Annotated in this window: 22 protein-coding genes; 15 read left to right on the top strand and 7 right to left on the bottom strand. The window is 64.5% G+C overall.

Annotated features, from left to right (window positions below):
• The first annotated feature begins 1 nt into the window (after position 1).
• From mraY to lpxC, 11 genes are all read left to right on the top strand, one after another.
• Entirely contained in the window at positions 2–1171 is a 1170-nt protein-coding gene (gene mraY, locus LJ655_RS16155) for a phospho-N-acetylmuramoyl-pentapeptide-transferase (protein ID WP_230562260.1), read from the top strand.
• A gap of 25 nt (positions 1172–1196) precedes the next feature.
• Positions 1197–2708: a UDP-N-acetylmuramoyl-L-alanine--D-glutamate ligase gene (gene murD, locus LJ655_RS16160; RefSeq protein ID WP_230562261.1), complete on the top strand. Its 1512-nt coding sequence runs from the start codon at positions 1197–1199 to the stop codon at positions 2706–2708.
• The gene (gene ftsW / locus LJ655_RS16165; protein ID WP_230562262.1) at positions 2705–3970 is read left to right on the top strand and encodes a putative lipid II flippase FtsW; all 1266 of its coding nucleotides are present in this window, start codon (positions 2705–2707) and stop codon (positions 3968–3970) included. Before murD ends, ftsW begins: the two co-directional genes overlap by 4 nt.
• Positions 3967–5091: an undecaprenyldiphospho-muramoylpentapeptide beta-N-acetylglucosaminyltransferase gene (murG, locus tag LJ655_RS16170; RefSeq protein WP_230562263.1), complete on the top strand. Its 1125-nt coding sequence runs from the start codon at positions 3967–3969 to the stop codon at positions 5089–5091. Before ftsW ends, murG begins: the two co-directional genes overlap by 4 nt.
• On the top strand, positions 5088–6491 hold the full coding sequence (gene murC, locus LJ655_RS16175; RefSeq protein ID WP_230562264.1) for a UDP-N-acetylmuramate--L-alanine ligase: 1404 nt from the start codon (positions 5088–5090) through the stop codon (positions 6489–6491). Before murG ends, murC begins: the two co-directional genes overlap by 4 nt.
• A 1-nt stretch (position 6492) precedes the next feature.
• The gene (locus LJ655_RS16180; RefSeq protein WP_230562265.1) at positions 6493–7434 is read left to right on the top strand and encodes a D-alanine--D-alanine ligase; all 942 of its coding nucleotides are present in this window, start codon (positions 6493–6495) and stop codon (positions 7432–7434) included.
• 22 nt (positions 7435–7456) lie between these two features.
• On the top strand, positions 7457–8209 hold the full coding sequence (locus tag LJ655_RS16185; protein ID WP_230562266.1) for a cell division protein FtsQ/DivIB: 753 nt from the start codon (positions 7457–7459) through the stop codon (positions 8207–8209).
• Positions 8210–8236: 27 nt separating this feature from the next.
• Positions 8237–9469, top strand: coding sequence for a cell division protein FtsA (gene ftsA / locus LJ655_RS16190; RefSeq protein ID WP_008921172.1), 1233 nt, complete (start codon positions 8237–8239; stop codon positions 9467–9469).
• Between the two features lie 116 nt (positions 9470–9585).
• Positions 9586–10788 (top strand): cell division protein FtsZ, encoded by a 1203-nt coding sequence (gene ftsZ, locus LJ655_RS16195; protein WP_008921173.1) that lies wholly within the window; start codon positions 9586–9588, stop codon positions 10786–10788.
• A gap of 263 nt (positions 10789–11051) precedes the next feature.
• A complete protein-coding gene (locus LJ655_RS16200; protein WP_230562267.1) occupies positions 11052–11555 on the top strand; it encodes a peroxiredoxin in 504 nt (167 codons plus the stop codon).
• 287 nt (positions 11556–11842) lie between these two features.
• Positions 11843–12760, top strand: coding sequence for a UDP-3-O-acyl-N-acetylglucosamine deacetylase (gene lpxC / locus LJ655_RS16205; protein WP_230562268.1), 918 nt, complete (start codon positions 11843–11845; stop codon positions 12758–12760).
• Positions 12761–12824: 64 nt separating this feature from the next.
• Here the strand turns inward: lpxC and LJ655_RS16210 are convergent, their stop codons facing one another.
• A complete protein-coding gene (locus tag LJ655_RS16210) occupies positions 12825–13307 on the bottom strand; it encodes a DciA family protein (RefSeq protein WP_230562269.1) in 483 nt (160 codons plus the stop codon).
• A gap of 285 nt (positions 13308–13592) precedes the next feature.
• On the opposite strand from LJ655_RS16210, the gene secA reads away from it, so the two are divergent.
• The 4 genes from secA (at position 13593) to LJ655_RS16230 (ending at position 19162) form a co-directional block, all read left to right on the top strand.
• Complete coding sequence (gene secA / locus LJ655_RS16215; RefSeq protein WP_230562270.1) at positions 13593–16415, top strand: preprotein translocase subunit SecA; 2823 nt, start codon at positions 13593–13595, stop codon at positions 16413–16415.
• 153 nt (positions 16416–16568) lie between these two features.
• A complete protein-coding gene (gene argJ, locus LJ655_RS16220; protein WP_230562271.1) occupies positions 16569–17810 on the top strand; it encodes a bifunctional glutamate N-acetyltransferase/amino-acid acetyltransferase ArgJ in 1242 nt (413 codons plus the stop codon).
• 39 nt (positions 17811–17849) lie between these two features.
• Positions 17850–18719: an ATP-binding protein gene (locus LJ655_RS16225; RefSeq protein WP_230562272.1), complete on the top strand. Its 870-nt coding sequence runs from the start codon at positions 17850–17852 to the stop codon at positions 18717–18719.
• Positions 18716–19162 (top strand): NUDIX domain-containing protein, encoded by a 447-nt coding sequence (locus LJ655_RS16230; RefSeq protein WP_230562273.1) that lies wholly within the window; start codon positions 18716–18718, stop codon positions 19160–19162. The genes LJ655_RS16225 and LJ655_RS16230 overlap by 4 nt, the downstream gene beginning before the upstream one ends.
• 112 nt (positions 19163–19274) lie before the next feature.
• Here the strand turns inward: LJ655_RS16230 and yacG are convergent, their stop codons facing one another.
• The 6 genes from yacG to LJ655_RS16260 form a co-directional block, all read right to left on the bottom strand.
• Positions 19275–19478, bottom strand: a complete 204-nt coding sequence (gene yacG, locus LJ655_RS16235) for a DNA gyrase inhibitor YacG (RefSeq protein ID WP_230562274.1) — start codon at positions 19476–19478, stop codon at positions 19275–19277.
• A 123-nt stretch (positions 19479–19601) separates the two neighbouring features.
• A complete protein-coding gene (gene zapD, locus LJ655_RS16240; protein ID WP_008921182.1) occupies positions 19602–20357 on the bottom strand; it encodes a cell division protein ZapD in 756 nt (251 codons plus the stop codon).
• Positions 20358–20506: 149 nt separating this feature from the next.
• Positions 20507–21121 carry a dephospho-CoA kinase gene (gene coaE, locus LJ655_RS16245; RefSeq protein WP_230562275.1) on the bottom strand — a complete coding sequence of 205 codons (615 nt, stop codon included), beginning with the start codon at positions 21119–21121 and terminating at the stop codon, positions 20507–20509.
• 3 nt (positions 21122–21124) lie between these two features.
• Positions 21125–22066, bottom strand: coding sequence for a prepilin peptidase (locus LJ655_RS16250; protein ID WP_230562276.1), 942 nt, complete (start codon positions 22064–22066; stop codon positions 21125–21127).
• Between the two features lie 27 nt (positions 22067–22093).
• On the bottom strand, positions 22094–23332 hold the full coding sequence (locus LJ655_RS16255) for a type II secretion system F family protein (RefSeq protein ID WP_230562277.1): 1239 nt from the start codon (positions 23330–23332) through the stop codon (positions 22094–22096).
• The gene (locus tag LJ655_RS16260) at positions 23329–24585 is read right to left on the bottom strand and encodes a GspE/PulE family protein (RefSeq protein ID WP_230562278.1); all 1257 of its coding nucleotides are present in this window, start codon (positions 24583–24585) and stop codon (positions 23329–23331) included. Before LJ655_RS16260 ends, LJ655_RS16255 begins: the two co-directional genes overlap by 4 nt.
• Between the last annotated feature and the right edge of the window lie 4 nt (positions 24586–24589).

Genomic DNA, 24589 nt, shown 5'->3' on the forward strand with positions numbered 1-24589 from the left:
CATGCTACTGGCGCTGGCGCAATGGCTGCAGAATGACGCAGGTTTCTTGCGCGTGTTCAGTTATCTGACGTTTCGCGCGGTGATGGCGACCATCACCGCGTTGTCGATCGGGCTCGTCTGCGGCCCGGCGGTCATTCGCAAGCTGACCGCGATGAAGGTCGGCCAGGCCGTCCGCAAAGATGGCCCGCAAACTCACCTCGCCAAATCCGGCACGCCGACGATGGGCGGCGTTCTGATCCTGCTCGGCATCGGCGTGGCCACGCTGCTGTGGGCCGATCTGACCAACCGCTTCATCTGGATCGTGATACTCGTCACGTTCGGCTTCGGCGTGATCGGCTGGGTCGACGATTACCGCAAGGTCGTCTACAAGGACCCGCGCGGCATGTCGTCGCGCGAGAAGTATTTCTGGCAGTCGGTGATCGGTCTGTTCGCGGCGGTTTATCTCGCGTTCAGCGTCTCCGAGGCGAGCAACGTGCGCGTCTACGACCTGTTCATGGCGTGGGTGCGCAGCGGCCTGTCGATGGGCCTGCCCGCACGCGCCGACCTGCTGGTGCCGTTCTTCAAGTCGGTCACCTATCCGCTCGGCGTATGGGGCTTCATCGTGCTCACGTATCTGGTGATCGTCGGCGCGAGTAACGCGGTGAACCTGACCGACGGCCTCGACGGCCTCGTGATCATGCCGGTCGTGCTGGTCGGCGGGTCGCTCGGCGTGTTCGCGTACGTGATGGGCAGTTCGGTCTACTCGAAGTACCTGCTGTTTCCGCACATTCCCGGCGCCGGCGAATTGCTGATCTTCTGTTCGGCGATGGGCGGCGCGGGCCTCGCGTTCTTGTGGTTCAACACGCACCCGGCCGAGATGTTCATGGGCGACGTCGGCGCGCTCGCGCTCGGCGGCGCGCTCGGCACGGTTGCGGTGATCGTGCGTCAGGAAATCGTGCTGTTCATCATGGGCGGCATTTTCGTCGCGGAAACGCTGTCGGTCATGTTGCAGGTCGCGTGGTTCAAATACACCAAGCGCAGGTTCGGCGAGGGGCGCCGGTTCTTCAAGATGGCGCCGCTGCATCACCATTTCGAATTGTCGGGCTGGAAGGAAACGCAGGTGGTCGTGCGTTTCTGGATCATCACGTTGATGTTGTGCCTATTCGGTTTGTCCACTCTCAAATTGCGTTAAGCAGCAGTATTTAAGGAAGCAGGCGATGTTCGGCGAGAAGTTTCGGGATCGGCAAAAGCCGATGGTGCTCGTGCTGGGACTGGGTGAATCCGGTCTCGCGATGGCGCGCTGGTGCGCCAGGCACGGCTGTCGGCTGCGCGTGGCCGACACGCGCGAAGTGCCGCCGAACCTGTCCGCGCTCGAAGCGCATGGTGTCGATGCCGATTTCGTCGGCGGTCCGTTTTCGCCGGTGCTGCTCGAAGGCGTCGAGCTGGTCGCGATCAGCCCGGGGCTGTCGCCGCTTGCCGCCGATCTTCTGCCGCTCGTTACGGCGGCGCGCGAGCAGGGCATCCCGGTGTGGGGCGAACTCGAACTGTTCTCGCAGGCACTGCGCACGCTCGGCGAGTCCGGCTACGCGCCGAAGGTGATCGCGATCACCGGCACGAACGGCAAGACCACGACGACGAGCCTGACCGGCTTGCTGTGCGAACGCGCGGGCAAGAAGGTCGCGGTGGCGGGCAACATCAGCCCGTCGCTGCTCGACAAGCTGTCCGAAGCGATCGACCAGACCGCGCTGCCCGATGTGTGGGTGCTGGAACTGTCGAGCTTCCAGCTGGAGACCTCGCATACGTTTACGCCGGACGCGGCGGTCGTGCTGAACATCACGCAGGATCACCTGGACTGGCACGGCGGACTCGACGCGTACGCGGCCGCGAAGGGCCGCATCTTCGGTACACGGACGGTGCGCGTGCTGAATCGCGACGATGCGCGCGTGATGGCGCTCGCGCATGCCGGCGGCGACGCGGAGATCGTTACGTTCGGCGTGACCGAGCCGAAGAACGACGGCGACTACGGCCTGCTGCGCGAGAACGGCATGGTGTGGCTCGTCGAGGCGCAAGATCGCGACGCGAATGACGAGCCGGCCACGAAGCGCCGCCGCAAGAACGAAGCAGCCGCAACGCCCGACATCACGCTGAAGCGCCTGATGCCCGCCGACGCGCTGCGCATTCGCGGTCTGCACAACGCCGCGAACGCGTTGGCCGCGTATGCGCTCGCACGCGCGATCGGTCTGCCCGGCGCGCCGCTCCTGCACGGCCTGCGCGAATATCGCGGCGAGCCGCATCGCGTGGAACTGATCGCGTCGATCGACGGCATCGACTACGTGGACGACAGCAAGGGCACCAATGTCGGCGCGACGGTCGCCGCGCTCGACGGTCTCGCGCAACGCGTCGTGCTGATCGCGGGTGGCGACGGCAAGGGGCAGGCATTCGAGCCGCTCGCCGCGCCGGTGATGCGCTGGTGTCGCGCGGTCATGCTGATCGGCCGCGACGCGCCGCAGATTCGCGCGGCGCTCGAACACAGCGGCGTCGCGATGAGCGATCACGCGACGCTGGAAGACGCGACGCGCGCGGCCACCGCGCTCGCGCAGCCCGGCGACGCGGTGCTGCTGTCGCCTGCGTGCGCGAGCTTCGACATGTTCAAGGGTTACGCCCACCGGGCGGCGGTATTCCGCAGCACGGTCGAAGATATCGCGGCCGAACGGGGGACGATCATATGAGCTGGTCGGAACGTTTCGGTGCGCGCGAACCAGCCGGCCGCAACGGCGCCGCGGCGCGCACGTCCAATCGCACGGACGGCAGCGGTCTCGCGAGCGCAGTCAACGGCGTGCGGCCGCTGCGCTCGCGCATGCTCGACTACGATCACTCGCTGCTGTGGGTCGTCGTCGCGCTGCTCGGGCTCGGCATCGTGATGGTGTACTCGGCGTCGATCGCCATGCCCGATTCGCCGAAGTACTCGTCGTACCGCGATTGGGCGTTCCTCGTGCGCCAGATCATCTTCGTCGTGATGGGCTCGGTGATCGGCGTCGCGTCGTTTCGCATTCCGATTTCGACCTGGGACAAGTACGCACCGAAGCTGTTCCTGATCTCGCTCGTCGCGCTCGTGATCGTGCTGATTCCGCACGTCGGCAAAGGCGTGAACGGTGCGCGCCGCTGGATTCCGCTCGGCATCACGAACATGCAGCCGTCGGAAATCATGAAGCTCGCGGTGACGATCTACGCGGCGAATTACACGGTGCGCAAGCAGGAATACATGCATAGCTTCGCGAAGGGCTTCCTGCCGATGGCGGTCGCGGTGGGTCTCGTCGGCATGCTGCTGCTGCTCGAGCCGGACATGGGCGCGTTCATGGTGATCGCGGCGATCGCGATGGGCGTGCTGTTCCTCGGCGGCGTGAACGGCAAGCTGTTCGGCGGCCTCGTCGCGACGGCGGTGGGCACGTTCACGTTGCTGGTGTGGGCGTCGCCGTGGCGTCGTGAGCGGATCTTCGCCTACCTCGATCCGTGGGACGACCGCTACGCACAGGGCAAGGCGTATCAGCTCACGCACTCGCTGATCGCGTTCGGCCGCGGCGAGTGGTTCGGCGTGGGTCTCGGCGGCAGCGTCGAGAAGCTCAACTATTTGCCGGAGGCGCATACCGACTTCATTCTCGCGGTGATCGGCGAGGAACTCGGTTTCGTCGGCGTGCTGGTCGTGATCCTGATGTTCTACTGGATCGTGCGCCGCTCGTTCGAGATCGGCCGTCAGGCGCTCGCACTCGATCGCACGTTCGCGGGTCTGGTCGCTAAGGGCGTCGGCATCTGGTTCGGCGCGCAGACCTTCATCAACATGGGTGTGAACCTCGGTCTTCTGCCGACCAAGGGCTTGACGCTACCGCTCGTCAGCTATGGCGGTTCGGGCATTTTGCTGAACTGCGTGGCGATCGCGGTGCTGATGCGGGTGGACTATGAGAATCGTGTGCTGATGCGCGGGGGCAAAGTATGACGTCTCTGCCACGACGCACGCTGATGGTGATGGCCGGCGGCACCGGGGGACACGTGTTCCCGGGGCTCGCGGTCGCGCATGTGATGCAGACGTGGGGCTGGAATGTCGTATGGCTCGGCAACCCCGCGGGCATGGAAGCGACGCTCGTCCCGAAGCACGGCATTGCGATGGAGTACGTGCGCTTCGGCGGCGTGCGCGGCAAGGGTCTGAAGACCAAGCTGATGCTGCCGGTGAACCTGCTGCGCGCGTGCACACAGAGCTTGAGCGTGCTGCGTCGCGTGAAGCCCGACGTGGTGCTCGGCATGGGCGGCTACATCACGTTCCCGGCCGGTCTGATGACCGCGCTGAGCGGCCGGCCGCTCGTGCTGCACGAACAGAATTCGATCGCGGGTCTCGCGAACAAGGTGCTCGCAAAGCTCGCGAAGCGCGTGCTGGTCGCATTCCCAAATGCGTTGCCGCACGGCGAATGGACCGGCAATCCGATTCGCGAGGAACTTGCGCGCGCGAATGCACCCAAAGCACGCTACGCGCAGCGTAATGGTCCGCTGAACGTGCTCGTCGTGGGCGGCAGCCTCGGCGCCGCGGCGTTGAACGAAGTCGTGCCGCGCGCGCTCGCGCTGCTTGGCCCCACCGAGCGGCCGCGCATCGTGCATCAGGCGGGCGCCAAACATATCGACGCGCTGCGCGAGAACTACGCGGCGGCGGGTCTGCAGGCAGGGGCTGACGTCTCGCTCGTGCCGTTCATCGACGACATGACGAGTGCCTACGCGCAGGCCGATCTCGTGATCTGCCGCTCGGGTGCGATGACGGTGTCGGAGATTTCGGCGGTCGGCGTCGCGGCGCTGTTCGTGCCGTTCCCGTACGCGGTCGACGATCACCAGACCACTAATGCAGCGTTCCTCGCCGACAACGGCGCGGCGCTGGTCGTGCAACAGCGCGACCTCTCGGCGGAAAAGCTCGCCGACTGGTTGCGCAGCCAGACGCGGGAAAGTCTCGCGCAAATGGCGGAGCGTTCGCGCTCGCTCGCGAAACCGGATGCCACCGAACAGGTCGCGCAAATCTGCGCGACGGTGGCGGGTGCGGGTTCGATGGCGGGCGTGAGCCCAGAAGGAAAGCAATGAAACACATCGTCAAACACATTCATTTCGTCGGTATCGGCGGCGTCGGCATGAGCGGCATCGCCGAGGTGCTCGTCAATCTCGGCTATCACGTGAGCGGCTCGGACCTGTCGGGCAACGCGGTCACCGAGCGCCTCGCCGCGCTTGGCGCGCGCATTTCGATCGGCCACGCGGCGGAGAACATCGAAGGCGCGAACGCGGTGGTCGTGTCGACCGCGGTGCGCAGCGACAACCCGGAGGTGCTGGCCGCGCGTCATCGCCGCATTCCGATCGTGCCGCGCGCGGTGATGCTCGCGGAACTGATGCGCCTGAAGCAGGGCATCGCGATCGCGGGCACGCACGGCAAGACCACGACCACGTCGCTCGTGGCCAGCGTCCTCGCCGCGGGCGGGCTCGACCCGACCTTCGTGATCGGCGGGCGGCTGATCAGCGCGGGCGCGAACGCGCGTCTGGGCACCGGCGACTTCATCGTCGCGGAGGCGGACGAATCGGATGCGTCGTTCCTGAACCTGTTCCCGGTGATCGAAGTCATTACGAACATCGACGCCGATCATATGGATACCTATGGCCATGACTTTGCGCGTCTGAAGCAGGCGTTCATCGAATTCACGCATCGTCTGCCGTTCTATGGCATAGCGGTGCTGTGCGTCGACGATCCGAACGTGAAAGAGATCCTGCCGTTCGTGTCGAAGCCGATCATCCGCTACGGTTTCGCGGCCGAAGCGCAGGTGCGCGCGGTCAACGTCGAAGCGCGTGAAGGCCGCATGCATTTCACCGTGATGCGCGAAGACGCAGCGCCGCTCGACATCATGTTGAACCTGCCGGGCGAGCACAACGTGCAGAACGCATTGGCCGCAATTGCAATTGCGACTGAACTTGAGGTGAAAGATGCCGATATCCAGCGAGCGCTCGCGGATTTCAACGGCGTCGGCCGACGCTTCCAGCGTTATGGCGAAGTGCCGGTCACAAGCGACGGCCAGGCCGCGGGCTCCTACACGTTGGTGGACGACTACGGTCACCACCCGGTCGAAATGGCCGCCACCGTGGCGGCGGCGCGCGGCGCGTTTCCGGGCCGCCGTCTGGTGCTGGCGTTCCAGCCGCACCGCTTCACGCGCACGCGTGATTGCTTCGAGGATTTCGTGAAGGTGCTCTCGACCGTCGACGCGCTCGTGCTGACCGACGTCTATGCGGCCGGCGAAGCGCCGATCGTCGCCGCCGACGGCCGCGCATTGGCGCGTGCGCTGCGCGTCGCGGGCAAGGTCGAGCCCGTGTTTGTCGATACGGTCGATGAAGTGCCGGACGCGCTGTCTACGGTGGTGCGCGACGGTGATGTGGTGATTACGATGGGCGCGGGTTCGATCGGCGGTGTGCCGGGTCGCCTCGCTCAGGAACAGAAGGTGTGAGATGAGCAGTATCGACCCGAAACAATTCGGCAAGGTGGCGGTGCTCCTCGGCGGCAATTCCGCCGAGCGCGAGGTGTCGCTCAATTCCGGGCGCCTGGTGTTGCAGGGCCTGCGCGATGCGGGCGTCGGCGCGCACCCGTTCGATCCGGCCGAGCGTCCGCTGTCCGCGTTGAAAGACGAAGGTTTCGTTCGCGCGTTCAACGCGCTGCATGGCGGCTACGGTGAGAACGGCCAGATCCAGGGCGCGCTGGATTTTTATGGCATCCGCTATACCGGTAGCGGCGTGCTCGGATCGGCGCTCGGTCTCGACAAGTTCCGCACCAAGCTCGTGTGGCAGCAGCTCGGCATTCCGACGCCGCCGTTCGAAGCGGTGTTACGCGGCGACGATTACGAAGCGCGCGCGAAAGAGATCGTCGCGAAGCTCGGTCTGCCGCTGTTCGTGAAGCCGGCGAGCGAGGGTTCGAGCGTCGCCGTGATCAAGGTGAAGAGCGCGGACGCGTTGCCGGCCGCGTTGATCGAAGCTGTGAAGTACGACCGCATCGTCGTGGTCGAAAAGAGCATCGAAGGCGGCGGCGAGTACACCGCATGCATCGCCGGCAATCTGGACCTGCCGGTGATCCGTATCGTGCCGGCGGGTGAGTTCTACGACTACCACGCGAAGTACATCGCCGACGACACGCAGTATCTGATTCCGTGCGGTCTCGGCGCCGAGGAAGAGGCGCGCCTGAAGGTGCTCGCGCGCCGCGCGTTCGACGTGCTCGGCTGCACCGACTGGGGCCGCGCGGACTTCATGCTCGATGGCGAAGGCAAGCCGTACTTTCTCGAAGTGAACACGGCGCCAGGCATGACCGATCACTCGCTGCCGCCGAAAGCGGCGCGCGCGGTCGGTATCAGCTATCAGGAACTGGTCGTCGGCGTGTTGGCGCTGACGCTGCAGGCTTAACCAAGGCAAGCACAAGCAACCCATGTGGAACAACGTTCGCCAGCTCAACCTCGCCAGCAACGCGCTGCACGCGTTGCTGGTGCTCGTGCTGCTGGCGGCGGGCGGTTACTGGCTGATCCAGCGCCCGAATTTCGCGCTGCGCGAGATCCAGATCGACGGCGACACCGAGCACATCAATTCGCCGACGGTGCGCGCCAGTGTCGTGGGGCGGCTGAAGGGCAATTTCTTCACGGTCGATCTCGATCTCGCGCGGCAGGCGTTCGAGCAGATGCCGTGGGTGCGTCACGCGAGCGTGCGGCGTGTGTGGCCGAATGCACTGGCCGTCACGCTCGAGGAGTACAAGCCGCTTGGGACGTGGGGCAGCGATCAGCTCGTGAGTGTCGACGGCGAGCTGTTCACCGCGAACCAGGGCGAGCTCGACGAAGAACTGCCTGCGTTCGACGGCCCGGACGGTACGGCGAAGGAAGTCGTGGCGCGTTATCGGGACTTCCGGAAGTGGTTCGCGGCGATCAATGCGACGCCTGAAGAAGTGACGCTGTCGCCGCGCTACGCGTGGACGGTGAAGCTGTCGAACGGCACGCAGGTGGAGTTGGGCCGCGAACGCACTCAGGACACGCTGGCCGATCGCAGCAAACGCCTGACCGCGGCATGGAGCGCGGTGACGCAACGTTGGGGGAAGGATATCGAGTATGCGGACTTGCGCTATCCGAACGGTTTCGCGATTCGTGCCGCTGGCATGCGCTTCATCAGCGAACCCGACAAGGGCAAGAAGTAAACGGACATCACACGCACTGAGCACGCTATGAGTAAAGACTATAAGGATCTGCTGGTCGCCCTCGACATCGGGACGTCGAAGGTGGTGGCCATCGTCGCCGAGTTGAAGGGCGAGGGTCACTACGAGGTGATCGGTCTCGGCCAGAGCGAATCGAAGGGGCTCAAGAAGGGCGTGGTGGTGAATATCGAAGCCACCGTGCAGTCGATTCAGCGCGCGCTCGAGGAAGCCGAGCTGATGGCCGATTGCAAGATCACCAATGTGTTCACCGGCATCGCCGGCAGCCATATCCGCAGCTTCAATTCGAGCGGCATGGTGGCGATCAAGGAGAAGGAAGTCACGCAGGCCGACGTCGCGCGCGTGATCGAAACGGCGAAGGCGATCAACATTCCGACCGATCAGCAGGTGCTGCATATCCTCACGCAGGAATTCATCATCGACGGCCAAGAAGATGTGCGCGAGCCGATCGGCATGAGCGGCATCCGCCTCGAAGTGAAGGTGCACATCGTGACCGGCGCGGTCAGCGCGGCGCAGAACATCGTCAAGTGCGTGCGCCGCTGCGGCCTCGAAGTGAACGACCTGATCCTGCAGCCGCTCGCGTCGTCACTCGCGGTGCTGACCGAAGACGAAAAGGAACTGGGCGTCGTGCTGGTCGATATCGGCGGCGGCACGACGGACATCGCGATCTTCAGCGAAGGCGCGATTCGTCACACGGCCGTGATTCCGATCGCGGGCGACCAGATCACGAGCGACATCGCGATGGCGCTGCGCACCCCGACGCCGGATGCCGAGGACATCAAGGTGGATTACGGCATCGCCAAGCAGGCGCTCGCCGATCCGGACGAGATGATCGAAGTGCCGGGGCTCGGCGAGCGCGGTCCGCGCACGCTGTCGCGCCAGGCGCTGGCGGCCGTGATCGAGCCGCGCGTCGAGGAACTGTTTTCGCTCGTGCAGCAGGTGGTGCGCGAGTCGGGTTACGAGGAGTTGCTGAGCTCGGGCGTCGTGCTGACGGGCGGCGCGTCGATGATGATCGGCATGGTCGAGCTCGGCGAGGACATTTTCTTGAAGCCGGTACGCATCGGCGTGCCGGAGTACGCGGGCGGTCTCGCCGACGTGGTGCGTAATCCGCGCTACTCGACGGCGATGGGCCTGCTGGTCGAAGGGCGCTCGCAACGCATGCGCGGGCGCAAGGTTGCGGTGCAGTCGGGGTCGATGGGACAGGTGTTCTCGCGCATGAAGGACTGGTTCCTCGGCAACTTCTGATGACAGGTTTCAAGTAATTCGCGCTGGTGCCGGCGGCCGGTGCGCGACAGGGGGTTGCCCGATCTCCTGCCGGATAACGCCGAGTGGCGGTAACTTTTTATCTTGACGGAGGCAACATGGAATTCCAGATGCTGGAAACCGAAACGAACGGCACCATCATCAAGGTGGTCGGAGTAGGTGGCGCTGGCGGCAATGCCGTTCAGCACATGATCAACAAAGGCGTGCAGGGCGTCGACTTCATCGTGATGAACACGGACGCGCAGGCGCTGTCGCGTTCGCGCGCCACCGCGGTGATCCAGCTCGGCAACACGGGTCTGGGCGCTGGCGCCAAGCCGGAAATGGGGCGCGCCGCCGCTGAGGAAGCACGCGAGCGTATCGCCGACGCACTGCGCGGCGCGCACATGGTGTTTATCACCGCCGGCATGGGTGGCGGCACGGGCACGGGCGCGGCCCCGGTCGTCGCGCAGATCGCAAAGGAAATGGGTATTCTGACCGTCGGCGTCGTCAGCAAGCCGTTCGAATTCGAAGGCGGCAAGCGTATGCGCGTGGCGGAAGCCGGTTCGCAGCAACTGGAGGATCACGTCGACTCGCTGATCGTCGTACTGAACGACAAGCTGTTCGAGGTGATGGGCGACGACGCCGAGATGGACAAGTGCTTCCAGTGCGCCGACGACGTTCTGAACAACGCAGTCGCGGGTATTGCGGAAATCATCAACGTCGACGGTCTCGTCAACGTCGACTTCGAAGACGTGAAGACCGTGATGGGCGAGCAGGGCAAGGCGATGATGGGCACGGCGACGGTTGCCGGTGTCGATCGCGCGCGCCTGGCTGCCGAGCAGGCCGTCGCGAGCCCGCTGCTGGAAGGCGTCGATCTGTCGGGCGCGCGTGGCGTGCTGGTCAACATCACGTCGAGCCGTTCGCTGCGTCTGTCGGAAACGCGCGAAGTGATGAACACGATCAAGAGCTATGCGGCGGAAGATGCCACGGTGATCTTCGGCGCGGTGTACGACGATGCGATGGGCGACGCACTGCGCGTGACGGTCGTGGCGACGGGTCTGGGCCGTGCGGCGAAGAAGCAGCAGTCGGCACCGATGACGCTGCTGCGCACCGGCACCGATAACCAGCCGATCGGCGCGATGGCGCATGCGGCGTACGCACCGGCAGCAGGCCACGCCAGCACGGCCGACTACGGCGCGCTCGATACGCCGGCGGTGTGGCGCACGTCGCGCGACACGGCGGCTTCGCACGTGCAGGCGCTGCAGGAAAAGGGCGTCGATACGTACGACATTCCGGCATTCCTGCGCAAGCAGGCGGACTGAGCGCACGGGCAGGTTTCGTTGCCGCGCTGTAAGGTTGTGTCGCAGGTGCAGCGCTGGCGGACGAATGCACGGGCGTGGCGGGTGAACGGCAAAGAGGTCGCGTATCGTCTGATTCGCGGCAGGGGCAACTGCCCTCTGCTGATTCGCGAAGCGGACGGCGGTGACTGCCGCCTGAGGGTGGAGCCGATAGTTGGGCTCACCTTGGACTTCACCGTGACGCGAGGACGTGCGAGCGTGCTTCGCATCGATGCAAAGGACTGAGCATGATCAAGGAAGGTGACAAGCTGCCCGACGCGACGCTCTTCGAGTATGTCGAAGACGAGCGGGCGGGTTGCACGATCGGACCGAACAGTTTCGACGTGCGCGAGCAGACGGCGGGCAAACGCGTGGTGATCTTCGGATTGCCCGGCGCGTTCACGCCGACCTGTTCGGCCAAGCATGTACCGGGCTATGTCGAGCAGGCAGAAGAGTTGCGCGCTGCCGGCATCGACGAAATCTGGTGCGTGTCCGTCAACGACGCGTTCGTCATGGGCGCGTGGGGACGCGATCAGCACACCTCGGGCAAGGTGCGCATGATGGCGGACGGTAGTGCGGCTTTCACACGGGCGCTTGGTCTGGAGCAGGATCTGTCGGCGCGCGGCATGGGAATCCGTTCCCAGCGCTACGCGATGGTGATCGACGACGGCGTGGTCAAGACGCTGAACGTCGAAGCTGCCGGCAAGTTCGAAGTCAGCGATGCAGCGAGTATTCTCGCCACGTTGCGCTAATCGCCGGTGTCGCACCTTCACCGGGGAATGCGCGCTCATGCCGCGTGGCGCTTTGGCAACGGTGATTGCGACGCTTTTGTGACAGGCCGTTACGCGGGCCGATGACCGGAAACGCCTCCGTTCCGGGGCATCGGCCCGTTACGATTTCCGTCGCTGCGCCCCGCGGGTAGTGCAGCGAAACAGATTGATACGTTCCCTGTGGGGACGCCCGTCTGGGGATTGGAGTATAATTCGCGCTATGAAATAAAAAGTCCTGATTAGGATTTTCAATCGAATAGAAGACCACCATGTTGAAGCAGCGCACAATCAAATCGATCGTCAAGACTGTCGGCATCGGGTTGCACTCCGGCCGCAAAGTCAATCTGACGCTCCGGCCGGCGGCGCCCGGCACTGGCATCGTGTTTTCACGCGTGGATTTGCCCACGCCGGTGGACATTCCCGCGTCGGCGATGGCGATTGGCGATACGCGTCTGGCTTCCGTGTTGCAGAAAGACGGCGTGCGCGTGTCGACCGTCGAGCATCTGATGTCCGCCTGCGCCGGTCTTGGCATCGACAACCTTTATGTCGATGTCACCGCCGAGGAAATCCCGATCATGGACGGTAGCGCGGGTTCGTTCGTGTTCCTGATCCAGTCGGCGGGAATCGAAGAGCAAAACGCGCCGAAGAAATTCGTCAAGGTCACGAAGCCGGTCGAAATCCGCGATGGCGACAAATTCGCGCGCCTCGATCCGTACTTCGGATTCAAGCTCAAATTCACTATCGACTTCCGTCACCCGGCTGTGGACAAAACCGGCCAGGCGTTGGAAGTGGACTTCGCGAACACGTCGTACGTGCGCGAGATCGCGCGCGCCCGCACGTTTGGCTTCGCACATGAAGTGGAAATGATGCGCGAGCTCGGCCTCGCGCGCGGCGGCAGCATGGACAACGCCATCGTGCTCGACGAATACCGCATCCTGAACAACGACGGTCTGCGTTACGAGGACGAGTTCGTCAAGCACAAGATGCTAGACGCGATCGGCGACCTGTACGTGGTCGGTCATCCGCTGCTCGCTTCGTACACCGCGTACAAGTCGGGACACGGGCTGAACAACGCGCTGCTGCGCGAGCTGCTCGCGAACGAAGACTCGTACGAAATCGTCACCTTCGACGATACGCAGAAGGCTCCTCGCGGCTTCGCTTACGAAACGCAGACAGCGTTCGCATAACGTCGGCGCTTCAGGCGAGCAGACAAAAAAAGCGGCCCATTCGGGCCGTTTTTTCGTTCGGCGCTCAGCGATTTCGCCGATGCCGCGCGGCCATGCGCGCGAGCGCTTCCTGTAGCGGCGACGGCGCGAGCGCTTCGCTCAACGCCTGGAGCGCGTCGGCGCCGGCCGGCGTCATGCGCGCCTGCTTGACGGGCGGCGGTTCCTTCAGTGGCTGCGGCCGCACGCGAATCTTCAATGTATGCACCGGCCAGCCGCGCTGCTGCAAATCTGCCAACAGCCGCGGCTCCAGATGCCGCAGACGCGCCGCGAGCGCGTTATGTGCGGCAAACAGGGCAAGGACCCCTTCCTTGATGAAGCCAGGCTCGACGCTCGTCGCCAGATAATCGGGCAGCAATTCGCGCAGATCTTTCTCGAGCGCGGCGATCTGTTCGACACCGGCTCGCAACGCTGCGAATGCATCCGTGCGGCCGAGTACCTCGGCAAGCGGTTGCGGGCGGCGCAGATCGAACTGCTTCGGCGGCCTTGAAAAGGACGAAAAACGGCTCATGTTCCGGATTGACGACGCGAGGGCGCCCCATGCGCGCTCACGCCGCGATTGTACCGCGCGGGCAGCTTGCGAAGCCGGTCGGCGGCGCGCTGGAGGTTGCCGGGCGGGGCTGGCAGGGTCCGGCGTTGACACGCCCTCGACACGAGCGCAGCCGGAGGCGCGTGCTAAAATGCCCGATTCGAATTCACTCTTGGACTAAGCCGCCGAGGACTTTCCGACCCAGTCGCGGTATGCGCAATGCGCACACCGCGAGCCAGCCGAAGCCGCGACGCAGACACCGATCCGATGACCACCGGTTTTCTTCAGAAGATTTTTGGCAGCCGTAATCAGCGGCTAGTCAAGCAATATCAAAAGACCGTCGCGGCGATCAATGCGCTCGAACCGCAGATCGAGCAATTGACGGATGACCAACTGCGCGCCAAAACGGGTGAATTCCGCCAGCGCGTCGCGAGCGGCGAATCGCTCGACAAAATCCTGCCCGAGGCGTTCGCGGTCTGCCGCGAGGCCAGCAAGCGGGTGCTGAAGATGCGCCACTTCGACGTCCAGTTGATCGGCGGGATGGCGCTGCACTACGGCAAGATCAGCGAAATGCGCACCGGCGAAGGCAAGACGCTCGTCGCGACTCTGCCGGTCTACCTGAACGCGCTGTCGGGCCGCGGCGTCCACGTTGTCACGGTCAACGACTACCTCGCGCAGCGCGACGCCGAATGGATGGCGCGCCTTTACAACTTCCTCGGTCTGTCGGTCGGTATCAACCTGTCGCAGATGGAGCACACGGCGAAGCAGCAAGCCTACGCCGCGGACATTACCTACGGCACCAACAACGAGTTCGGCTTCGACTACCTGCGCGACAACATGGTCTACGAGACCGACGCGCGCGTGCAACGTGGCCTGAACTTCGCGGTCGTCGACGAGGTCGACTCGATCCTGATCGACGAGGCGCGCACGCCGCTGATCATCTCCGGCCAGGCCGAAGATCACACTGAACTCTACGTGCGCATGAACGCGCTGCCGCCACTGCTCGAGCGCCAGATCGGCGAAGAGAAGGCGGACGGCACCGGCGTCGAGAAGCCGGGCGACTACACACTGGACGAAAAGGGCCGTCAGGTGTTCCTGACCGAGTCGGGTCACGAAAAGGCCGAGCGTCTGCTCTCCGAGTGGGGCCTGATCGGCGAAGGCGAAAGCCTGTACGCGCCGCAGAACATCACGCTGATGCACCACGTGTACGCGGCGCTGCGCGCGCACACGCTGTTCTTCAAGGACCAGCACTACGTCGTGCAAAACGGCGAAGTGATCATCGTCGACGAATTCACCGGCCGCCTGATGGCGGGCCGCCGCTGGTCGGACGGTCTGCACCAGGCGGTCGAGGCAAAGGAGCACGTGAAGATCCAGAGCGAGAACCAGACGCTCGCATCGATCACGTTCCAGAACTACTTCCGCATGTACGCGAAGCTCGCCGGCATGACCGGCACGGCCGACACCGAGGCGTACGAATTCAACGAGATCTACGGTCTCGAAACGGTCGTGATCCCGACCAACCGACCGCCCAAGCGGATCGACCGGCAGGACCAGATTTACAAGACCGCGAAGGAACGCTACAACGCGGTGATCCGCGACATCCGCGATTGCTACGAGCGCGGTCAGCCGGTGCTGGTCGGCACGACGTCGATCGAGAATTCGGAGTTGCTGTCGCATCTGCTGAAGCAGGCCGGCTTGCCGCACGAAGTGCTCAACGCGAAGCAGCACGCGCGCGAAGCGGCGATCGTCGCGGAAGCGGGCCGTCCGCAACGCATCACGATCGCGACCAACATGGCCGGCCGTGGTACGGACATCGTGCTCGGCGGCAACGCGGAGAAGCAGGCTTCCTTCATCGAGCAGGACGAAACGCTCGCCGACGACGAAAAGCAGCGCCGCATCAAGAAGCTGTACGACGAATGGCAGGCGCTGCACGATCAGGTGAAGGCCGCGGGCGGTCTGCACATCATCGGCACCGAGCGTCACGAGTCGCGCCGGATCGACAACCAGTTGCGCGGACGTGCGGGCCGTCAGGGCGATCCCGGTTCGTCGCGCTTCTACCTTTCGCTGGAAGATCCGCTGCTGCGCATTTTCGCGGGCGACCGCGTGCGCGCGATCATGGATCGCCTGAAGATGCCGGAAGGCGAGGCGATCGAAGCGGGCATCGTGTCGCGCTCGATCGAATCGGCGCAACGCAAGGTCGAGGCACGTAACTTCGATATTCGTAAGCAGTTGCTCGAATACGACGACGTGTCCAACGACCAGCGCAAGGTGATTTACCAGCAGCGTAACGAACTGCTCGAAGCGAACGACATCACCGAGACCATCACCGCAATGCGTCATGGCGTGATCGGCGACATCGTGCATCAGTTCGTGCCGGTGGGCAGCATCGAAGAGCAGTGGGACGTGCCCGAGCTCGAGGAAGTGCTGCGCAACGAATGGCAGCTCGACCTCGCGATCCAGGAAATGATCAACGAGTCGAACTCGATCAGCCCGGACGAGATTCTTGAAGCGGTCGAGGCCGCCGCGGACGAGGCGTACGAGGCGAAGGTTCAGCTGGTCGGCCGCGAATCGTTCAGCGCGTTCGAGCGCTCGATCATGTTGCAGACGCTCGACCGCGCATGGCGCGAGCATTTGGCCGCGCTCGACCATCTGCGGCAGGGCATCCATCTGCGCGGCTATGCGCAGAAGAACCCGAAGCAGGAATACAAGCGCGAGGCCTTCGAACTGTTCGCCGCGATGCTCGACGCCGTGAAGCTCGAAGTCACGCGCATCGTGATGAACGTGCAGATCCAGTCGCCGGAGCAGCTCGAAGCGGCCGCGGAGCAGATGGACGAGCAGGGCGGTCATCTGGAGAACGTCGAGTTCCGTCATGCCGAATTCGCGGAAGCCGGTGCCGCCGCGCCTGTCGCAGCCGAAGCGGCTACCGCCGCAATGATCGGCGACGCGATGAGCCGCGGCCATGGCCACGGCGCGACGGCGCAGGCGACCGTGAACCTGAATACCGACAATGTGCCGAAGGTTGGCCGCAACGATCCATGCCCGTGCGGCAGCGGTAAAAAGTACAAGCAGTGCCACGGCAAGATCGCCTGATGCCGATGCGGCGCGCTTCCAGGCGCGCCGCGTCGTTTTTAAGCGCGGCTTGGCCGTTTTGATTTCGCGGATGACCCGGCAACGCGCCCGGGTCATCAGTTCCGTTTCCCCGATGCCGGCGTTTGCCGGCATTTTCTTCGACAGGTCGCGACCATGGCTGTCAACTTTCCCTCGATCGATCCCGCTCAACTCCACCCAGTCACCGGCGTCACGCTCGGCTGGGCCGAAGCGAATATCCGCAAGCCGAACCGCAAGGACGTGCTCGTCATTTCCGTCGACGAGGGCGCGACGGTAGGCGGCGTGTTCACGCAGAACCGCTTTTGCGCGGCGCCTGTTACGGTCTGTCGGGAAAACCTGGAGCGCGTGCGCGCGGGCGGCAAACCAATTCGCGCGCTGGTGATCAACACCGGCAACGCGAACGCGGGCACCGGTGAGCCGGGCCTCGCGGCGGCGCGCGAAACTTGCGCGGAACTCGCGCGTCTCGCCGACATCACGCCCGAGCAGGTGCTGCCGTTCTCGACGGGCGTGATTCTCGAGCCGTTGCCGATCGATCGGCTGAAGGCCGGCTTGCCGGCCGCGCTCGCGAACCGCAAGGAGGCGAACTGGTACGACGCGGCGCAGTCGATCATGACGACCGACACGCTGCCGAAAGCGGCTTCGCGCCAAGTCACGATCGACGGTCACACGGTCACGTTGACCGGCATCAGCAAGGGCGCCGGCATGATCAAGCCGAACATGGCAACCATGCTCGGCTTCCTCGCATTCGACGCGGCCGTCGCGCAGCCGGTGCTCGACGAGCTCGTGAAACACGTCGCGGATCGCTCGTTCAACTGCATCACAATCGATGGCGATACGTCGACCAACGATTCGTTCATTCTCATCGCGTCGGGCAAATCGAGCCTGCCCGCGATCACGTCCACCGATTCACCCGCTTATACGGCGTTGCGCGACGCGGTGACCGACGTCGCACGGACACTCGCGCAACTGATCGTGCGCGACGGAGAAGGCGCGACCAAATTCATGACCGTGCATGTCGAAGGCGGCTCGAGCGTCGGCGAATGCCGTCAGATCGCCTATGCAATCGGCCACTCGCCACTCGTGAAGACGGCCTTCTATGCATCGGACCCGAACCTCGGCCGCATTCTCGCGGCCATCGGCTATGCCGGCGTGGACGATCTCGACGTCGGCAAGATCGATCTGTATCTGGACGACGTGCTGGTCGCGACTGCCGGCGGCCGCAACCCGGCCTACCGCGAAGAAGATGGCCAGCGCGTAATGAAGAAGAGCGAGATCGGCATTCGCGTCGTGCTCGGACGCGGGGATGCGCAATCCACGATCTGGACCTGCGATCTGTCGCACGACTACGTGAGCATCAACGCCGACTACCGCTCGTAATCAGGTTCAATGCGCGGCCTTATGCCGTGCCCACACACCATGGACAAACTCGAACAGTTTCTGACCCGGGCCGAAGCCGTGCTCGGCCGCCTGGAAGCGATGCTTCCGCCCGCCCCGCCGGAGATCGACTGGTCAGCCGCAGTCGCGTTCCGCTGGCGCAAGCGCCAGGGACGCGGCTATCTACAACCGGTGCCCGCCGTTTCGTCGATCACGCTCGACGACCTGCAGAACATCGATCGCCAGAAAGGGCTGATCGAACAGAACACGCGCCAGTTCGTGCGCAAGCAGCCGGCCAACAACGTGCTGCTGACTGGCGCGCGCGGCACCGGCAAATCGTCGCTGATTAAGGCGTGTCTGAACGCGTACGCGAAAGACGGCTTGCGCCTGATCGAAGTGGACAAGGACGATCTGCATGACCTCGGGGACATCGTCGATCTGATCGCGAAGCGCCCCGAGCGCTTCGTCGTGTTCTGCGACGACCTGTCGTTCGAAGAGGGCGAGTCGGGCTACAAGGCGCTGAAGGTCGCGCTCGACGGCTCGGTCGCGGCGCAGTCGGACAACGTGCTGATCTACGCGACGTCGAACCGCCGCCATCTGCTGCCCGAGTACATGAGCGACAACGAGACGTACAAGCACACGCCGGACGGCGAGATTCATCCGGGCGAACTGGTCGAAGAGAAGATTTCTCTGTCCGAGCGTTTCGGGCTGTGGGTCAGCTTCTATCCGTTCAAGCAGGACGATTACCTGACGATCATCGCGCACTGGCTGCGCCACTTCGGTTGCGACGACGCGGAGATCGAAACGGCGCGCGGCGATGCGCTGGTGTGGGCGCTCGAGCGCGGCTCGCGCTCGGGGCGGGTGGCGTGGCAGTTCGCGCGTGACTGGTCTGGCCGTAAGACGTCGGCATGAACAAAGCAAGCGAGAACGCCCGCAAAGAAGCAGGCGAAATCGGCGCGAGCCGTCCGGTCACGGAAGTCGCGGTCGGCGTGCTAGTACAGCCGGATGGGCGCTATCTGCTCGCACAGCGTCCGGCCGGCAAGCCGTACGAGGGCTACTGGGAGTTTCCGGGTGGCAAGCTCGAAGCGGGCGAATCGGTCGAGGCCGCGCTGGCGCGCGAGCTGCACGAGGAGCTGGGAATCGAGGTCCAGGCGAGCCATCTGTGGCACACGCTCGAACACGATTATCCGCACGCGTATGTGCGCCTCTTTTTCTGCAAGGTGATGCAGTGGTCGGGCGAGCCACACGGGCGTGAAGGTCAGGCTTTCGTGTGGCAAAGCTTGCCTGCGGATGTCTCGCCGTTGCTGCCGGCGACGATTCCGGTGCTGGAGTGGCTCGCGGCTGAGAAGAAGTGATTGATTGAAGGCTGTGACTGAACAGGGCACGCGATAGCGGGCGCTGTCTCGGCAGCGCCCGCCAGCGAGGCTCTATTACTTGTTGTGCGCTACTGGTGCGCTCAGTGCGGGCTCAGTGCGGGTTATAGTCGCCGCGCGGCGTTTCCTCTTCAGACGAAGACCCTTCCTGTTCATTGCCGCCAATCTTGTATTTTTCGGCGGCCCATGCGCCGAGGTCGATCTGCTTGCAGCGGTCGGAACAGAAGGGACGGAAGCGGCTCTCAGGAGCCCAGCGGACATCTTTACCGCAGGTAGGACATTTGACGACGGTAGGCATACGGTCGGACGGTCAATCGCAAACGGAACAAGTAACGAATATAGGGCTATTTCGCGCCGCTTCAAAGGCGCGCTCGCTCAAATCCGGTTTTGCCTGCTCGATACGGTGGTGGTCTGCGGGCTGTTACAGGCTGCAGAGCGTAAGCTGAAACGGCACGTCGACGTCGACCGCGCGCGGTCGCAGATCGCCGTCCTGCACCGTGAAGCGCACCCACAGCATGTACTTGTTGGCACTCGCTTCGGGAATCACGCGCAATTCGGGAGCCACGCGAACCTGCATCAATTGATACGAGCGGCCCGACAGCATTTGCTGATAGCTGCCTTGCATCGCCATGACCTTCGACGCCTGGCCCGACTCGCGCGCGAGTCGCAGCACGATCGTCGCCGCATCGCGTAGCGGCAAAAGCGGTGTGACCCACTTGGCGATGTCCTGGCGACGCTGATCGGGATGTAACTGTTGCCACGCGTAATACGAGGGCAGATCGAATTTGCAGGTACCCCCGGGGATGATTGCGCGGCTGCGAATGCTCGCAAGCCACTCGTTGTCTGCAAGATGCTGGCCGGTCTTGCCTTGCATCTGCGTGAGCCCCGCGAGGGTCTGTTCGATTTCGCCAAGCACCGCTTCGAGCGCGTTCTGCTCGATGCCGGGATTGCCGCGAAATGGCGCGAGCGTTTGCCGTTGCCGCTCGAGCTCTTTCATCAGATCCGACTTCAGATCCGCGCGACCCGCCACTTCAGAGATTTCGAACAGCGTTGTCAGTGCGACGTGATGTTCCCTCGCGTCTTCCTGAGTCAGAAAGAACGTGAAGCGCTCGAACAGATCTTCGAGCCGCAACAGCGTCCGGATTCGCTCATTGAAGGGGTACTCGTAAAGAATCAAGCGGGCTCGCCTCGGGCGTGGTCGGTGACAGGAATGCAAAACATTCTAATGCCGTGAGACTACCCAAGCAATCACGCACTTTTTCCCCGCGCTTTCGCAACTTTTTTCGCGAGTTCCCGATGTTCTGGGCGCTTCGGTTCCTGCGCGTGCTAGTACTCGGCGTGCCCTTGCGCAAGCGACAGATACACGCGATGGTGAGCGTCCACCTGCGCCTCGAGTTCATCGAGCCGCACATTGTTGTTGACGATCACGTCGTCGGCGGCGGCGAGGCGCGCTTCGCGCGTGGCCTGGCGCGCGATGATCGCAAGCACCTGCTGCCGGCTGAAGCCGTTGCGGCTCATCACGCGCGCGATCTGCGTGTCGACGCTGCAATCGACGGTGAGCACGCGATTCACGCGACTCTTCCATGTTCCTGACTCGACCAGCAAGGGCACCACGACGATCACATACGGCCCTTGCGCTTCGCGCGCTTCGCGTTCGGTTTCCGCGCGAATCAACGGATGCGTGATGCCTTCGAGACGCTTGCGCGCGGTCTCGTCGCTGAACACGAGCGTGCGCATGCGCGCGCGATCGAGCGAGCCATCGGCAGCGACGAACTCTGTGCCAAATTCGGCGGCGATGTGCGGCATGGCGAGGCCATGCGGCGCGGTGATGCGATGCGCGATCACGTCCGTGTCGACGAGCGGCACACCGCGCGCGGCGAACAGATCGGCCACCGTCGATTTACCGCTACCGATGCCGCCGGTGAGTCCCACAACGAACATGCTTCAACCTCCCAGAGCCAGATAAAGCGGCGTGCCGACAAACAGCGTGAGCGCACCGCCCGCGGCGAGAAACGGCCCGAAGGGCAGCGGCTCCTCGAAGCGCATGCGGCCGCGCCACGTCGCCACGAGGCCGATCACGGCACCGGTTACCGCGGCGATCAGCACGATCTGCGGCAGCGCGGGCCAGCCGAGCCACGCGCCGAGCGCGGCGAGCAGCTTGAAGTCGCCATATCCCATGCCTTCGATGCCCCGTACGAGCTTGAATATCCAATGCACAGCCCACAACACCAGATATCCGAAGATAGCGCCGAGCACCGCATCATGCAGGTTCGTGAACATGCCGTTGAAATTGACGATCAGGCCGGCCCACAACAGCGGTAGCGTCAAGGAATCGGGCAGCAGATGCGTGTCGATGTCGATCGCGCTCGTCGCGAGCAGCGTCGCACACAGGCCAAACGCGGCGAATGCCATCAGGCTCGGGCCGAACGCCATCAATGCGCCTGCCGCGAAAGCGGCGCTCGCAATTTCGAGCAGCGGGTAACGCGGGCTGATGGGCGTGCCGCAAGCGGAACAACGGCCGCGCAATAGAACGTAGCTCAGAACCGGCAGGTTTTCCCACGCGCTCAGTACGTGGCCGCAATGTGGGCACGCGCTACGCGGGACCAACAGGTTGTAGCGCCCCGGCAGTCCGTCGTCCGGTTGCGGCTCGTCGGTGGCCTCGCTGATTTCGACGCGCCACGCGCGCTCGAGCATGATCGGCAGCCGATGCACGACGACGTTGAGGAAGCTCCCGATCACGAGGCCGAGCACGATGGCGAACGCGATCTGCACACCGGCGGGCAGGCTGGCGAACCCGAGACCGATATCGCTTGCAAAGCGGCCTGGCAGTAAGCCCGCGAGCAGGTTGGAGGAAGTTTGTGACACGAGTGGAAGAGGTGCCTGCATGGTGAAGGAGTGGATTCGGCTGCGATGCTACACCACGTTGCCGAGTTGAATAATGGGGAGATACATCGCGATCACTAGGCCGCCGACCAGCGTGCCGAGCACGACAATGACGAGCGGTTCGCACAGACTCGATAGCGCGCCGATCCTGTCGTCGACCTGGCGATCCGCAAGCGACGCGACATCGAGCAGCATGCTGTCGAGCGCGCCGGACTCCTCGGCGACCGCAACCGGCTGCACGACTTCGGGAGGAAAGCAGTGCGCCGCGCGCATCGCCGCGGCGAGCCGCTCGCCGCGCCGCAGCCTCACGGCGATGCCTGCCGTCGCGCGATCGAAGAAGGCATTGCCGGTCGCCTGCGTGAGCGACTCAAACGCGTCGGCGAGCGGTGTGCCGGCCGACAGCAACGTGCCAAGTGCGCGGCTCCAGCGCGCCGCGCACAACGTACGCAGCAACGGGCCGGCCACGGGCAGGTTCAGCGATACGCGCGCGAAGCGGATGCGTGCGCTTGCCGAGCGGCGCAGGACATACGCGATCGCGGAGCTCAGTGCGGCCATTACCACGAACAGCGGTACGCTCCAGCGCGCGGCGCCCGCCGAGAGCGCCAGGACGAACTGAGTCGGTGCGGGCAGCTTCGCGCCGAAGCCATCGAAGATCTGTTTGAACGTCGGCACCACCCACACCAGCAATGCTGCGGTGATCGCGATGGCGAGCAGCAGGATCGCGACCGGATAGGTCAGCGCCGCCCGCACTTTCGCGCGCTGCGCGGCGGCGCGTTCGCGATCGTCGGCGATGCGGGCGAGCACGGTGACGAGCGCGCCCGCCGCTTCGCCAACCTCGACGAGCTGGCAGTACAGCGCATTGAACTGCGCCGGGTGCCGCTGCAAGGCCGCCGAAAAACGCAGGCCCGCGGTGATGTCGCGCGCGAGAGTGCCGACGATACGCGGCATACCTTGCCGCTGGCCGGACGTCGGCGGCTGCGCGAGTAATTCGAGCGCGGGTGCGAGCGGCAAACCTGCACGCAGCAGACTGGACAGTTGCCGCGTGAACAGCGTGACATCGGCCGCGCTAGTCTTCGGGCGTGGCGCCGGACCTTGCGTCGAGAGTTCGACGACAAAGAGGTTGTCGCGCTTGAGCAGCGTGCGCGCGGCGCTCGCGTCGGGTGCGATCAGCGTCCCGCTCTGGCGTGTGCCGTCCGCGTCGACGCCGCGCCATTTGAAGCGCAGGTCGGCTGCGCCGGGTAACGGCGGTGACAGCGTGGCGGTCCTCATGCGACCTCCGTGGCGGCGAGCGCTTCGGCGAGGCTCGTGGTGCCATCGCGCACACGCGCCAGCGCTGCGTCGCGTAATGTCGCAACCCGTTCGGTCTGGGCGAGGCGGGCCAACTCGTGCACGCCCGCGCCTGCGACGATCAGCTCGCGCATCGCGTCGGAGACGGGCATCACCTGATGGATGCCGACGCGCCCCCGATAGCCGATGCCGTGACAAACCGCACAGCCGGTCGCCGCATACGGTTGCCAGCCGTCGAGTTCATGCTCGCCGAAGCCTGCGGCCGCGAGCGCCGCCGTCGAATGCGGCGCGGGCGCGCGGCATGCGAGGCACAGTCGCCGCACGAGCCGCTGCGCGGTCACGATGCGCAGCGCGGCCGCCAGGTTGTACGGCTCGACACCGATATCGATGAGTCGCGCGATGGCCGCGGGCGCGTCGTTCGTATGCAGCGTGGACAGTACGAGGTGACCGGTTTGCGCGGCCTTTACGGCGACGTCGGCGGTTTCGTTATCGCGGATTTCGCCGACCATGATGACGTCCGGATCCTGACGCAGGAACGCCCGCAGCGCGACCGCGAATGTCAGCCCGGCCTTTTCGCGCACGCTGACCTGGTTGATGCCGGCCAGCTGGATCTCCGCCGGGTCTTCCACCGAGCAGAGGTTGCGCGACTCGCCATTCAGCAGATTCAGGAAGCAGTACAGCGACAGCGTTTTGCCGCTACCCGTCGGTCCGGTGACGAGCATCAGGCCATGAGGTGCGCGGATCGCGGCGTCGACGGTTTCGCGCTGTGCCGGATCGAGGCCGAGCGAATCGAGCGAGAGATCCGCGGGCAGCGCATCGAGGCGGCGTAGCACGAGCTTTTCGCCGAACAGCGTCGGCAGCGAATTGACGCGGTAGTCTTCGATCCGTCCCGGCGATGTTGCGAGGCGTAGGCGGCCGTCCTGCGGCACACGTCGCTCGGCGATGTCCATGCGCGCGAGCACCTTGATGCGCGTGACGAACGCGTCGCGCAGATGCGCGGGCGGCTGCGGCGTTTCATGCAGCACGCCGTCGATGCGCAGACGCACACGCCAGCCATGCTCGGCCGGCTCGATGTGAATGTCCGACGCATTGCGCCGCGTCGCTTCGTGCAACGTGTCGGTCAACAGACGCACGGCCGGGGCGTTGTCGGGATCGTTCAGACTCGTTGCGCTGGTTTCGCCGTCGGCTGCGAGTGGACGCGGCAACGCCGCTGCGGGGGCAAAAGGAGTTTGCATGAGA

This window comes from Paraburkholderia translucens (genome assembly GCF_020881035.1).
Lineage (GTDB): Bacteria > Pseudomonadota > Gammaproteobacteria > Burkholderiales > Burkholderiaceae > Paraburkholderia > Paraburkholderia translucens.